General features: G+C 30.5%; 11 protein-coding genes. 10 read left to right on the top strand and 1 reads right to left on the bottom strand.

Annotation, left to right across the window (positions count from 1 at the left end):
* Positions 1-173: 173 nt before the first annotated feature.
* The 10 genes from AZI32_RS13695 to fsa all read left to right on the top strand — a co-directional run bounded on the left by AZI32_RS13695 (position 174) and on the right by fsa (position 11,883).
* The gene (locus tag AZI32_RS13695) at positions 174-2,192 is read left to right on the top strand and encodes a sigma 54-interacting transcriptional regulator (protein ID WP_061996364.1); all 2,019 of its coding nucleotides are present in this window, start codon (positions 174-176) and stop codon (positions 2,190-2,192) included.
* A 71-nt stretch (positions 2,193-2,263) separates the two neighbouring features.
* On the top strand, positions 2,264-3,196 hold the full coding sequence (locus AZI32_RS13690; RefSeq protein WP_061996378.1) for a TIGR01212 family radical SAM protein: 933 nt from the start codon (positions 2,264-2,266) through the stop codon (positions 3,194-3,196).
* A 630-nt stretch (positions 3,197-3,826) separates the two neighbouring features.
* The gene (locus AZI32_RS13685; RefSeq protein WP_061996363.1) at positions 3,827-4,528 is read left to right on the top strand and encodes a response regulator transcription factor; all 702 of its coding nucleotides are present in this window, start codon (positions 3,827-3,829) and stop codon (positions 4,526-4,528) included.
* A gap of 2 nt (positions 4,529-4,530) precedes the next feature.
* Positions 4,531-5,454, top strand: coding sequence for a HAMP domain-containing sensor histidine kinase (locus AZI32_RS13680; RefSeq protein WP_061996362.1), 924 nt, complete (start codon positions 4,531-4,533; stop codon positions 5,452-5,454).
* A 213-nt stretch (positions 5,455-5,667) separates the two neighbouring features.
* Positions 5,668-6,591, top strand: a complete 924-nt coding sequence (locus AZI32_RS13675; RefSeq protein ID WP_061996361.1) for an ABC transporter ATP-binding protein — start codon at positions 5,668-5,670, stop codon at positions 6,589-6,591.
* On the top strand, positions 6,584-7,309 hold the full coding sequence (locus AZI32_RS13670; protein ID WP_061996360.1) for an ABC transporter permease: 726 nt from the start codon (positions 6,584-6,586) through the stop codon (positions 7,307-7,309). Before AZI32_RS13675 ends, AZI32_RS13670 begins: the two co-directional genes overlap by 8 nt.
* 3 nt (positions 7,310-7,312) lie before the next feature.
* On the top strand, positions 7,313-8,035 hold the full coding sequence (locus AZI32_RS13665; protein WP_061996359.1) for an ABC transporter permease: 723 nt from the start codon (positions 7,313-7,315) through the stop codon (positions 8,033-8,035).
* A gap of 1,232 nt (positions 8,036-9,267) precedes the next feature.
* Positions 9,268-10,236 (top strand): SAM-dependent methyltransferase, encoded by a 969-nt coding sequence (locus tag AZI32_RS13660; protein WP_206406642.1) that lies wholly within the window; start codon positions 9,268-9,270, stop codon positions 10,234-10,236.
* A gap of 189 nt (positions 10,237-10,425) precedes the next feature.
* Positions 10,426-11,133 (top strand): 2-phosphosulfolactate phosphatase family protein, encoded by a 708-nt coding sequence (locus AZI32_RS13655; protein WP_061996358.1) that lies wholly within the window; start codon positions 10,426-10,428, stop codon positions 11,131-11,133.
* Between the two features lie 102 nt (positions 11,134-11,235).
* Positions 11,236-11,883, top strand: coding sequence for a fructose-6-phosphate aldolase (gene fsa / locus AZI32_RS13650; protein WP_010297849.1), 648 nt, complete (start codon positions 11,236-11,238; stop codon positions 11,881-11,883).
* A gap of 554 nt (positions 11,884-12,437) precedes the next feature.
* Here fsa and AZI32_RS13645 read toward each other — a convergent pair.
* Positions 12,438-13,658, bottom strand: coding sequence for a NupC/NupG family nucleoside CNT transporter (locus tag AZI32_RS13645; protein WP_061996357.1), 1,221 nt, complete (start codon positions 13,656-13,658; stop codon positions 12,438-12,440).
* Between the last annotated feature and the right edge of the window lie 1,536 nt (positions 13,659-15,194).

Below are 15,194 nucleotides of genomic sequence, written 5' to 3'. Positions count from 1 at the left end.
AAACTTTTGGGGAAAAATAAAAAGGCAAATAGGTTAAATGGGGTTAATTATACCCATTTAACCTATTAAAAGCTTAATAATGACTATTGAATTTTGCAATATACTTAATTTCATATTAAAATGAACATATTAAGGCATAATTAAATAGATTTTAGTAAAGTTGAGGATAAGTTATGAAGAGAATAGCAGTTGTAACAAATTTTTTATCTGTAGCAAAATTACATAAAAAAACGTTAGAAAGTTTATTTTTAGATGATATTATTGTAGACACTTATTCTTATGACAATGATAGAATTAATCATGTAATAGAGGCAGATGTATTTTTAATTTCTCTTTATTCCATATATGTAGAAATTAAAAAATATATCCCAAAGGATTCAAATGTAATTATTTTAAGCACAACCATAACAGAAGAGCAATATCAAAAAATCATAAAAATACCACCAACTTCTCAGGTGCTTTTAGTAAATTATAGTCCGGAAATGGCTCTAGAAACCTTGGCACTATTTAGACAAATTGGGTTAATTGAATATGATTTTATACCTGTTTATCCAGGGAAAAATAAAATTCCTAAGGTTGGTATTGCATTAACACCTGGAGAGAAAGATAAGGTGCCTAAATTTGTTAAGGAAGTTATTGATATAGGGCATAGAACTTTAGATATAACAACATTAAGTGATATAGCTATAAAGATAGGTTGTGAACACTTTTTAAGAGAAGAAAGATTCACAAAGCATTTTAAAAATCTAAAAACACCATATTGTGGGATTTCTGTGCTACTAGATAGAGCCAACATATTAGAAAGTAGATTTTTTGAATTACTAAATATTATAGATGAGGGAATTATTCTTACAGACGTGAACGGAGTAGTAATTTCATTAAATAAAAAAGCATCTGAGATATTTAGTTTAAACTCAAAAAGTGTTGGGATGAATGTAGTAGACATTATTGATCACTTTGCTATTAGAAAAGCTATTGAAAAAAAGATTATAATTGATCAACAGTTAACAAGTATTAATAATAAGCATATTTCTTTTCAAGCTGTACCTGTTAAAACTTCAGGAGATATAAATGGTTTTTTAATAATTGCTAACATATTTGAAGAAAAGGAAAAGAGTCAGCATAAGCTAAGAACTCAATTACTTAAAAAAGGTCATACAGCAAAATATACCTTTGAAGATATAATTGGGGAAAGTAAAAGTATTATTGATACAAAAGAGATGGCTAAAAAAATGTCTAAAGCAGATTCATCTATATTAATTACAGGAGAATCAGGTGTTGGAAAGGAATTGTTTGCTCAAGCTATTCATAATGCATCAGGTAGAAAAAAATATCAGTTTGTAGCTATTAATTGTGCAGCTATTCCTGATAATCTTCTTGAAAGTGAGCTTTTCGGATACGAAGAAGGTGCCTTTACAGGTGCTAAAAAAGGCGGGAAAATGGGTATGTTTGAGATAGCCCATAATGGAACTGTGTTTTTAGATGAGATTGGTGAAATGCCATTACAGCTACAAAGTCGTTTGTTAAGAGTTATTCAAGAACGAGAAGTTATGAGAATCGGCGGAGAAAGCATTATTCACGTTAATATAAGAATTATAGCTGCCACTAATAAAAATTTAAAATATTTAGTTAAAAAAGGTGAGTTTAGAGATGACTTATATTATAGATTAAATGTTTTGCCATTAAAAATACCGCCATTACGCCATCGTGGAAATGATATATTAATATTGTTTGATTATATAAAAGAGAAAATAGATGCAGATTATGAATTATCTGATGGGGCAAAAGAATTTTTGTTGAGTTATGAATGGGAAGGCAATTTAAGAGAACTTGGAAACTGCATTGAATATTTGGCTTATCTTGAAAAAGATAAAATCGAAGTTAAAGATTTGAAAAGAATATTTGAAAGAGAAGATGAAGAAACATCAAAAGACATTGAATTTGATGATTCAATAGATTGTAGAACATTTGTATTAAAATGTTTATATGAAGGTAGAAAAGAATTAAAAGGTATTGGTCGTAGAAATATATTAGATAAAGCTAAAGAAAAAGGTGTATTTATAACGGAAAATGAGGTAAGAAAAACACTTAATAATTTATTAGCTGAAGAGCTTATTATTGTTAGAAAAGGCCGTGGAGGAACAATTTTAACTCAAAAGGGTGTAAAAGAAGTGTTAGAAATTTTATCATAAAGGTTATAATCAAGTAAAAAAATATTTAAGTTTATTTTTATTGAAAAAAGATATACATGAAAGGATTAGATATGAGTAAAGATTGGAATGGTAAAAAATATCATAGTTTAAACTACTTTTTAAGAAATAAATTTGGGGAGAAGATATTTAAAATCTCTTTAGATGCAGGATTTTCATGTCCTAATAGGGATGGTAAAGTTAGCAAAGGAGGTTGCGTTTTTTGCTCAGAAAGAGGGTCTGGAGATTTTGCTGGTAATAGAAATTTTTCTATAACTAAGCAATTTGAAGATATAAAAGAAATGATGAGTAAAAAGTGGAAAGATGGAAAATACATAGCTTATTTTCAAGCATACACTAATACATATGCAGATGTAGAAACTTTAAGAGCGAAATATGAAGAAGCAATAAGTCAGCAAAATGTTGTAGGCCTTGCAATTGCTACAAGACCAGATTGTTTTAATAAAGAAATTTTTGATTTAATTGAGGAATATTCAAAGAAAATATATACTTGGGTAGAACTTGGTCTTCAAAGTTCTAAGGATGAAACAGCAAAATTAATAAATAGAGGATATCAATTAGAAACATTTGAAAACACTGTTAATGAGCTGAAAAAGAGAAATATTGATGTAGTAGCACATATTATATTTGGTCTACCAAAAGAGACAAGAGAAGATATGATAAATACAATAAAATATATTTCTAACACCGGTATACAAGGGGTAAAATTACACCTATTACATGTAATGAAAAATACACCATTAGAAAAACTATATGAAAATGGTATGGTTGAATTTATGACACAAGAAGAATATGTAGATTTAATTTGTGAAGCTATAACCTTATTGCCAAAAGATGTGGTAGTACATAGATTAACAGGGGATGCACCAAGAAGTCTTTTAATAGGACCAATGTGGAGTCTTAAAAAGTGGGAAGTTTTAAATGCTATAGACAATAATTTAAAAGAAAAAGATTTATACCAAGGAAAGAATTTTAAAAAAATCTAAATATGGGGCTCTAAAATGAACTTTAAATTTATGTATAGGGTTCCAAGTTGACTTTAAAAATTATCAATTCCAAAACTTGGATACCTAAAATAGTGAGACATGCTCCGAATCACTTAGAATTCAACACTGTATCTTGTGTGAAAATATTTTAAGGTTATTGAATAAATTTAAGTTTGAGCTTGTTATAGGGATGCAAGTTCTAAGTTTAACTTATACATAAAATTTTAATTTCAATTAAGAGCATCAATAGTTTAAAGAAATTGACAATGCACAATTGACAGTTGACAATGAAATTTGAAACATTATTATGTTTTTTTATTTGCTTTGCAATTTAAGTTCTATAATAAACAGCTTCAATTTTAGATTGAAGGTTTCCATCATTGTCCATTGTCCATTCTCAATTGTAAATTAATTCTAAAATGAGAGTGTAAAGTTCGTGAAAATTTTTCACTTGATAAAGATATAAGTTAAAAGATGATTTTATAACCCTATAATATATAAATTTGTTTAAACTTGAATTGGTTTATTAATAAAATATATTAGATTATAAGTAAGAAGTTAGATGATACTGAAAGATGCTGAGAAGTGGACTGATGGCAGATTGAAAAAAGAAAAGGAAAGTGATAAATAATGAATACCGTACTGATGATTGATGATGATAAAGAGCTCTGCTCACTTATAAAGAAGTGTTTGGATAATGAAGAGATGTCTACTCTCGTAGCATTCAGCGGTAGCGTGGGACTTAAAGTTTTGGACGAAAACAAAGACAAGCTTTCTCTTATTATTCTTGATGTGATGTTACCTGATTTAGACGGATTTAGTATCTTAAAAAGAGTAAGAGAAATAAGCAATGTGCCTGTTTTAATGCTCACTGCAAAAAACAGCGAAGAAGATAAAATAATAGGTCTGAGAACAGGTGCGGACGATTATTTAACGAAACCCTTTAGTATCAATGAATTGACTGCACGGGTAACTTCTCTTATACGCCGTTTTACAACACTTAATAACACACCCAATACACAAAAAGGGCATTTAATCCTTAAAGGGATGACAATAGATATAGATAATCGCATTGTTTGTGTAAACGATGAACAAATTGACTTAACAGGAAAAGAATTTGATTTGTTATTATTTTTAGCTAATAATAAAGGACGTGTCTATACAAAAAAACAGATTTATACACAAGTTTGGGAGGATGACTATGCTTTTGATGGTAGCAATATCATGTCGTTTATAAGCAAGCTCAGAAAGAAAATTGAACCAAGCTCCGATAATACTTTTTATATTCAAACTGTCAGAGGCGTTGGGTATCGCTTTAATAGGGAGGCTTAGAAATGGGGCTTACTGAATTTCTTATAATCTTATCCGGTATGTTACTAATTGTTGTTTTTTATCTTGGTTCAAAACTATACAGAACAAAACAGCAAATCAGCGTAATACAAGAAGCTGTAACGGACATTAAAGATGGAAATTTAAACCGCAAAATACTTACAAGAGAAAATGACATGACAAGGCAGATTTGCTATGACTTAAATGCAATTACCACAGATATGCAAGTAACACTCATAAGTCAAAGGCAATCTGAGCAGGCATATAAACGCTTGATGACAAGTCTCTCTCACGATGTTAAAACACCGTTGACATCTCTTGTAGGTTACTTGGAAGCGATAGAAAAAAACATTGTCACGGGGAAAGAAAAGGACGAATATATCGAAGTTGCAATTGGTAAAGCATACAGTCTAAAGGAGTTTACAGAACGACTTTTTGAATGGGTAAAACTTGATGCTAGAGAACAAATATTTCATTTTGAAGTGTGCGATGTCAATGAACTTTCTCGTAGCATTGCTGCCGATTGGATTATTATTATAGAAAATAATAATTTTGACTATGAAGTCAATATTCCCGAAACAGAATGTCTTGCTCGAATTGATATAAATTCTTATACTCGAATTTTGAACAACCTTTTTCAAAATGTTATTGCTCATAGTAAAGGTACAAAACTTGTTTTTGATTTATACGAAGATGAAAAACAAGTCACGGTAAAGGTTTCGGATAACGGAATAGGTATACCGAGTGATGAATTGTCACATATCTTTGAAAGAATGTATCGAGGGGATAAATCTCGAATGACTGCAGGAGCAGGACTTGGATTGTCTATCACGAAAGAACTTGTATCTGTTCATAAGGGCACCATTGACGTTGAAAGTACTTTAAAAGGCTCTACAACATTCACTATTATTTTACCAAAAGCTCTATAGCTCTGTCTTATGCAGGGCTTTTTTTGGGTGAATAATAAGGCACAATCTTTGACTTGTTATTTCTTTTCAAGTGCCTAAAAGCAAGGAAAGAACAAGATTACGGCAAGGTTATGGCAAGGTTGATGATTTATACTTTTAATTGTAAGTGATTATACCGTCATATCGGTTATTATATTGCGAAAACAAGGGTATTGAAAGTAAGGAGATTTTAATATGAATGATTTTATAATTGAAACAAAACAATTGACGAAAATTTATGGAGAGCAGACAGCAGTTAATTCAGTGAACCTCCATGTAAAAAAAGGTCGTATTTATGGATTATTAGGACGTAATGGAGCAGGTAAAACCACTATTATGAAAATGATTTTGGGGTTGACTCCAATCACTTCTGGCGAAGTGGATGTATTTGGAAAGAATATTAAAGGTCGAGAAAAACGAGTATATCCCCGTATCGGTGCTATGATTGAAACACCGGGTTTTTATCCAAATTTGACAGGAACGGAAAACTTAGAAATTTTTGCAAAACTACGAGGCACAGTTGCACTAAACGCAGTTGAAAATGCATTAAAAATAGTTGGATTACCTTATAAAGACAAAAAGTTGTTTAGTAAGTATTCTCTTGGAATGAAGCAGCGTCTTGGTATTGCAAATGCTATTATGCACGACCCAGAACTACTGATTTTGGACGAACCTACAAACGGTCTTGACCCTATTGGTATTGCAGAAGTAAGAAATTTTATTAAAAATTTGAGTGTTGAGCATGGAAAAACAATCCTTATTTCCAGTCACATTCTTTCGGAAATTGCATTATTGGCTGATGATATTGGAATTATTGACCACGGTGTTCTTTTAGAAGAAAGTAGCATGAACGAATTGGAAAAGAAAAACCGTAGCTATATCATTTTGCAAGTTTCAGATATTCCGAAAGCTTCACTAATTTTAGAACGAGAATTCAATTTGAAAGATTATTCTGTTCAAGATGATCAAACACTACGACTTTATGACACTACTTTAGATATAGGAAAAATCAATAAAGCCCTTGTAATGCAGAATATAACTGTTATTAGTTCCATGCTTTGTCATGATACTTTAGAGGATTACTTCAAAAAAATTACAGGAGGTGAAGGCATTGCTTAACCTTATTCAAACAGAATTTCTTAAACTGCGCCGCAAAAAGCGTATTTGGCTCATGTTGTTAGCTGCTGTCATTATGCCGTTTTTTGCACTATTTTTTGTGGGTAAAGGTGTTGACCCGAGAGAGTATTATAGATGGTCAGCATTCGCTTTTACTCCTATCATTATCTTACCTGTTATTTTGGGGGTACTTAGTACCATGCTTATGCACGAAGAAAATCAGTATGATACACTCAAACAACTTTGGATTATTCCTATCAGTAAAATAGGATACTTTTTTAGTAAATTTTTTGTGGTTTTAATTTATTCAATTTGTTTTATGATGGTTACATTCGTAGCTTCCATTTTAGTTAGTGTGCTTTCGGGATATGTTGTGCTTGAATGGTGGAGCGTATTATATTTGCTGAAAAAATGTTTAGAAATTGGTATTATTATTGCTTTTGTAATGTTGCCGATTTTAGCAATAGCCTCATGTCAAAAGGGATACATTATCCCGATTTGTGTTACATTGGTTTATGCCTTTCTTACATTTTTTATAATGCCTGTAAATATGTACCTACACCCCTTATCCAGTATGCTAGACATAATCGGGCGAAATAACGATATTCCCCGTTGGTCGTCACAAGGAAGTAACCTTCCGTTAGCGTTTCTTTGTATTTGTATTTGGGATATTATTGCAGTATTCATTGCAAATATCGCATTGAAAAGAAATGAGGTGTAATTAATGCGAAATTTACTTTGGGCTGAACTCCAAAAGATTCGCCGTTCAAATATTGTTTGGATTACAATTTTTGCAACAATTATGGTAGCGGTTATTGTTTCTATAGAGGGATGGTTTACGCATGATATATATAGTGCAGGGTGGTATATGACTACGGCTCAGCTTTTGGCAACACTTTTTGTTCTTCCCGCAGTCATTTCTCTTTTGGGAAGTTATATGATTTGTCGTGAAGAAGATGAGGATACTATAAAATCTTTACTAATTATTCCTATAAATGAAACAAAATTAATTGCTACAAAAATGATTATTACTTTTTTATTCAGCATTTTCATTTATTTGCTGCTCTTTACAATAGCATTTTTAACTGAGGCAATATTACATTTTTATGATTTATCGGTAGGAATGGTTTTAGATTTTATGAAAATATATTTTCTTCAAGGTGTTGGAATATTCCTTGCTATCTCGCCTATTATTGCTTTGGTATCATATATGAAAAAAGGTCATTGGATTGCATTAGTATTAACTGAAATGTACTCTTTTGCTGGAATAATCGCGTGGAGGTCAAAAATATTAATAACATTCTATCCTATTTCAGCAGTATTTGGGGTTTCTGGTTCCAGTGATGCTACTGCCCAAAGTCGGATAGTAAGTATTATAGTCTTGTTACTATGTGGTTGCCTTTCTGTTTTTATACTGAAGCGTTTCAAATATATTGAGAAAAATTAGTCATAGGCTTAGACGTAGGGCATTAGATAGTTAATAGTTAATAGTTAAAAGTTCAGGATGAAAGTGGTAACCACTTTCTTTGAAATTGTTTGGGACTGGCTTTGAGTTATTGTGTTAGTAATATAAATTTAGGAGAGCATCAAGTGTTAGCGAAGAAAATAGACCTTACCGTGCCTGTCCCATTTGTGATGGAGGCAACGCTAGGGGTAATTGCTTGTTTGGAAATTTCACTAAAACCCAAATAGGGGTACTGGTTCTTTGCTTATTTTATTGTGGAAATAGAGCAATTGTGGAATCTACAGTTTAAGCAAAGAAAATAGCCGTAAATGAACCTGTCCCTCTTGTGATGGCGTAAAAATCTTGGATAATTGCTTATTTAGTTGAGGTAGAGATTTTTAGAAAATTGACAATGGACATTTGACAATGTTGGTTGAAACTGGACTACCAATTTCTTTGAATTAAAGGGAGTAAAATCTAGATTTGAGAGAAAAATTGAAGAAAGTTTAGCAGCTAAGTGTATCACCGTAACAAGAAGGACAGGCGTACCAAAGTAAATTTTCCATAAGTTATTTTCACAGTGAAATCGAAAGATTATCAATAAAACCTAAATCAATCAAAGCCGGTCCTAAAATAGCAGCTTTGCTGCGTAGCTGTTCGGGACCGACTTCGAGTACTATTGGAGAGAAACTAAAATCAGCAAAAGTATCTAGCACAAAGAATAGCAAAGTAGCCAATTACGCGTCTGTCCCTCTTGTTATGGAGGTATAACTTAGGATAGATGCTTATTTAGTTGAGGTAGAGTGTTTTAAAAATTGACAATGGACAATTGACAATGTTGGTTGAAACTGGATTACCAGTTTCTTTGAATTAAAGGGAGTAAATTCTAAGCTTGAGAGATTAAACTAACAAAAGCTATATTCAGAGTTTATATCCGTAACAAGAAGGACAGGCGTACCAAAGTAAATTTTCCATAAGTTATTTTCACAGTGAAATCATAAAGTTATCAAAGCCGGTCCTTAAGATAGTTAAAAGTTAATAGTTCAGGATGAAAGTGGGAAACCACTTTCTTTTTAATCTATTAATATAATTTGCCTTGCAAATTTATATAAAAGTACGTTTAGTATTACTAGGAGCGAAGTAAGTAGTAATAACCACTTAGGAAAATAAAGGTATATTAATTGACTTTATAAAATTAAAATACTACAATCAAGGTGTGAAAAGGACGTGTTTAAATGATGGATTTAATTTTGGAAAATGAAATAGACAAAAATAAAAGTAAAGAGTATTTTTACGTTATCAATTATCCTACATATGAAGAGGAACTATGTAATTTAGAGATGAAGTGCATTTTTAATGATGTATCAAAGGAAAAATATATTTTTTCTAATAACTGCGTAAATCCTTCTAGAAGTCCTTTTATCAAAGAAAAAATATCTATAATATATTCAGCAAATACTTTAGAAAAAATAGTTGAAAAAATTATTGAAGATAAGTTAGCCTATGAACAGTTTAAAGTTTGTTATGTGAAAGCCATACAAAATGACCCATTATCTTATCAGGAGAGGCTTAATGCATTAAAAGAGGTTGGATTTGTTATAAAGGGATACCCTAATTTACAATCGCCTAAAGTACTTTTAGGGGTAAGTAAGATAGGTGATAGATGGATATTTGGTGAATATGAAAAGAATGATTATGAGTGGCATATACACGATGAAAAACCATATTCGTACTCAAATGGATTAAGTGTGAGAATGTCTAGAGCTATAGTTAATATTGCAATTGAAAACAATTTTGAAAGTAAATTAGTTGACCCTTGTTGTGGTATAGGAACTGTTGTTATAGAAGCAAGCTCACTTGATTTAAATATTAAAGGTTATGAAATAAGCAGACCTATAGGGCAAAATGCAAAGAAAAATCTTAAGTTTTTTGGTTATAAAGATGTTATAACAATTGGAAGCATGCACGATATAGAAGAAAAATTTGATGTTGCAATTGTAGATATTCCTTACGGACTATTTTCACCAACAACACTTAAAGACCAGTTGGATATTATAAAAACCGCTCGTAAAATTGCAAAAAAAATGATAATTATAACCTTTGAAGATATGGATAATCATATAATCTCACAAGGTTTTAAAATTATAGATAAATGTTGTGTAAAAAAAGGTAATTTTAAAAGGTATATAGAAATATGTAAATAGGCATAGTCAAATAAATAATAAGTCAGTATTCTTGCCTATTTGCCACGAATACTTCGTTGACAAAATCCATACATAGCCCACTATGCCTGGATTTTATCTCCTTGTCTCGTGACAAATATGTTTCGGATCTTTGACCTATTATTTCTTTTCATATGCCTAAAAGGCTAACTATGAAAGGAAGTTATTTTTATGAACATAGACATTATAATATCAGCAAGTGACATAAAAAAAGAAAAAATAGAGGGAAAAACAGTTGTAGTTATAGACGTTTTAAGAGCAACATCTGTTATGGTAACAGCTCTTAAAAATGGCTGTGAAAAAGTAATCCCTGTAAAAGAAGTTGATGAGGCTATAGAAATTGCAAAAAATGATAGAAGTAGATATATTTTAGGTGGAGAAAGAAATGCACTTAAAATAGAGGGATTTGATTATTCAAATTCACCGTTAGAATACACTAAAGATGTAATTGAAGGAAAGACTGTTATTATGACAACTACTAATGGAACACAGGCAATAAAAAATGCAGAGTGTGCAGAAAGAATAATAATAGCTTCAATGATTAACGGACAAGCTGTAGCTGATGAAATTGTAAAAGAGAACAAAGATGTAGTATTTATAAATGCAGGAACATATGGTCAATTTTCAATGGATGACTTTATAACAAGTGGATACATAATATCAAGAATAAAAGAAAAAATAAGTGTAAAACTAACAGATATAGCAACAACATCATTGTATATTTATGATAACAATAAAGATATAACATCTTTTGTAAAGGGAGCAACACACTATAAAAGAATACTAGAACTAGGATTGGAAGATGACTTAGAATATTGTTTATCTAAGGATATAACAGACATAGTTCCAGAGTACAAAAATGGAATTATAAAAGCATAAAAAGCCAATTGGAAAGTAAGAATTTTCAATTATAATGTAGTGTGATATAATTACCATGTAAATTATAATATTGTTAAAGAATGAAAGGTGTGAACTAAATAAATGAAATTATTTATAGATACAGCTATAACAGAAGAAATAAAAAGAGCTAATGATATGGGTATAATATGTGGTGTTACAACTAACCCATCTTTAATAGCTAAGTCAGGAAGAGATTTTAAAGAAGTTATAAAAGAAATAACATCAATAGTTGATGGTCCTATAAGTGCAGAAGTTATAAGCTTAGAATGTGAAGGAATGGTTAGCGAAGCATTAGAGCTTGTTAAAATTCACAAAAACATAGTTATAAAACTTCCAATGACAGAGGAAGGATTAAAAGCAACTAAAGTTTTAAGTGCAAAAGGAATAAAAACAAATGTAACTTTAATATTCTCAGCAGCACAAGCTTTACTTGCAGCTAGAGCTGGCGCAACTTATGTAAGTCCATTCTTAGGAAGATTAGATGATATCGGAATGGAAGGAATGAACTTAATAGAAGAAATCGTTGATATTTTCGATATACACGGAATAGAAACAGAAATAATAGCAGCAAGTGTAAGAAATCCTATCCATGCAACAAAAGCAGCTAGATTAGGAGCTCACATTGCTACAGTTCCACTAAATGTATTATTACAAATGACAAAACACCCATTAACAGATGCAGGAATAGAAAAATTCCTAAAAGATTGGGAAACAGTACCTAAAAAATAATTAATAAGGATGATTATTTATTTAATTATGCCTAAGCACCCCTAGAAAGAAATTTCTAGGGGTTTTTTATGGGAGGATTATTATTTATTTTTTACGCTTTTTAAGTAATAATATTTCATAAAAAACTGTGTAAGATGTAAATAACATTATAAAAGAAATTTCCTCTCTTTGATTCATATTATATGTTGCAAGAACTATTAGGAGAGGGAAAAAAATAAAAATTTGAAGGAACCTAAGTGTTTGAATCTTTTTCAAAGTACCACTCCTAACTTCCAAATATTAGTATATTAATATTTTTTCATTAATATGAGTAAATGTAAATAAGTTTATTTCTACAGTTTTTTTATGAAATAATAAATACTGTCGAAGAATAACTTATACAAAGTTATAGATGTTAATTTAAGATAATTTAAGATTTATATAATTAAATTTAGACTATTTTTTTATAATAAAAAGGGAATTTATGGGAAAAAATTTATACAATAAAAAAAGATAAACCTATAATTTAAGGTTTATCTTTTTGTTTATATATTATAAAAGATTGACTAATTTAATTAAGATAATAATCCTGCAATTGTAGCAGTCATAAATGCTGATAAAGAACCAGCAAGTACAGCTCTTAAACCAAGTTTTGCAACATCTTTTCTCTTCTCAGGAGCAAGACTTCCTATAGAACCTATTTGTATAGCTATAGAACTGAAGTTTGCAAATCCGCAAAGAGCATAAGTTAAGATTATAACTGTTTTTGGTGAAAGTGCATTACTAGCTATTAATGGTGAAAGGTTACTATAAGCAACGAATTCGTTTAAAACAACCTTTTGTCCTAAAAGATTTCCAGCAACGCTGATATCTTGACCAGGAACTCCCATTAAGTATGCTATAGGAGCAAATAATTTACCAAAAATCCAGTTTAAGCTTAAGAAGTCAGCACCAAAAATACCGCCTACAAGTCCTAAAATATAGTTTAAAAGAGCAATTAAAGCAACGAATGCAATTAAAAGTCCACCAACGTTTATAGCAATTTGAATACCTTCCATTGCTCCGTTAGATGCAGCTTCAATTACGTTTGTAGCTGTTTTTTCATCTTTTAACTCAACAGAACCTTTAGTTACAGGTTCCTCAGTTTCTGGAATTAAAATCTTAGCCATTACAAGTCCTGCTGGAGCAGCCATAACACTTGCAGCAAGTAAGTGACTAGCACTAACTCCCATTGCAACATATCCAGCCATAACACTACCAGCAACAGTAGCCATTCCACCAACCATTACGGCAAATAACTCAGATTTAGTCATTTTGCTTAAGTAAGGTTTTACTATAAGTGGAGCTTCATTTTGACTTAAGAAAATATTTGAAACAGCAGAAATAGTTTCTGCACCACTAGTTCCTAAAAGTTTAGCAAGTCCTTTAGCAAATACTGAAATTATGATTTGCATTATACCTAAATGATATAAAATAGCCATAAGGGCAGAAAAGAATATTATTGTAGGTAATACTTGAAATGCAAATATAAAACCAAAAGATTGAGTATCTAGTAGATTTCCAAATAGGAAAGTACTTCCCTCAACAGTAAAGGCTAAAAGTTTATCAATTATCTTACTAAGAAATCCGAAAAAACTTTGTCCTAGTGGAATTTTTAGCACTAGTAAGGCAAAAATTCCTTGTAGTGATAAACCAATTCCTACAAGTTTCCAATCGATTTTCTTTCTATTCGATGAAAACAGGTAGGCAATTAGTAAAAATGAAATTATTCCTAAAATACCTATAAATTTATCCATATTCACTATTCTCCATTATTTATATTCAATTTTTATTGAACATCTCTGCAGAGATATATTAAAAACCTATTATAATATAAAATAAAATTATACATTTTTCAACAAAATATTTATGGTAATATAAATATAGCATGCCCTAAAACATTTGAATTAATCATTGTAAATGGCTAAAGTATAAGCTTTATTATGAAAAATAGGAAAATTTGATAAAAGAGAAGTTTAAAACTTTGCACAATTTTTAAAATTTAATTTAATTTTAAAAATTAGAAAAGTTAAAATGTTACAACGTATTTTAAAATATGCAAAAGTAAAGCTTCTAAGTAAGCAATTCACCAAAATTTCAACTCCATCAGAAATGGAACTTTGATAGTTAAAAGTTAAGAGTGAATAGTTAACAGTTATGGTTATTACTAGTCACTTAGTTCCTAGTAATACTAAACGTATTTTAAAACTTAGTTCTGCTAACAAAATCTAATTAAGCAATTCACCAAAATTTCAACTCCATCACAAATGGGACTTTTCTAGTTAAGAGTTAAGAATGAATAGTTAATAGTTGCGGTTATTACTACTTACTTCGCTCCTAGTAATTCTAAACGTAATTTTAAAAATCATTTTCAGAAAGTGGTTGCCACTTTCATCCTGAACTCTTGACTCTTAACTATATTAAGGGACTGGCTAACTTTTTTATTTATAATAACTAAATTTAAACAGCTGATTTTTATCTTATGGAGCTACATTAATCGTGCCTGTCCCATTTGTTATGGCTGTGAACTTTGAATTTAGCGTTGGTTAGTTTAGTCTCTCAAACTTAGAATTTACTCCCCTAAATTAAAAAGAAACTGGTGCTACAGTTTCAACCAACATTGTCAATTGTCCTTTGTCCATTGTCAATTTTTAAAAATTCCTCACCTCAACTAAGCAAGCAATTATCCAAAGTTCTGGCTCCATCACAAATGGGACTTTTCTAGTTAAGAGTTAAGAATGAATAGTTAATAGTTGCGGTTATTACTAGTCACTTTGTTCTTAGTAATTCTAAACGTAATTTTATATAAATTTGCAAAGCAAATTATATTTATAGATTTAAAAGAAAGTGGTTACCACTTTCCTCCTAAACTCTTAATTCATAATCCTTAATCCTTAATTTTTTATTTTATTTCCATAACAAAATAAGCAAAGAACCAGTACCTAACTGATACGCTGCTTTGCAGCTCAAGTACTGGTTCTTTGTTTGGTAGTTTATTTTATCTAGCCTTTTTATTGAGTACTAGAGTTTTTTATGGTGGTACAACTAAATGAACCTGTCCTTCTTGTTACGGCTGCGAACCTTGAATATATCTTCAGTTAGTTTAATCTCCCAAACTCAAATTTTACTCCTTCTAATTCAAAAGAAACTGGCAGTCCAGTTTTATCCTGAACTATTAATTATTAACTAACTAAACTCCAGTTTCCTCCATCATTGTCGGATTGGCCCCCTCAAAGTGGACTCTAAATGCTAATTACTAGCTTATTCTTAAAATTACTATTTGTTAAATTATA

This window comes from Clostridium sp. ATCC 25772, from assembly GCF_001573875.1.
Classification (GTDB): domain Bacteria; phylum Bacillota; class Clostridia; order Clostridiales; family Clostridiaceae; genus Clostridium_J; species Clostridium_J senegalense.
The sequence above is the reverse complement of the archived record's forward strand: the minus strand, read 5'-3'. Positions and strand labels throughout refer to the sequence as shown.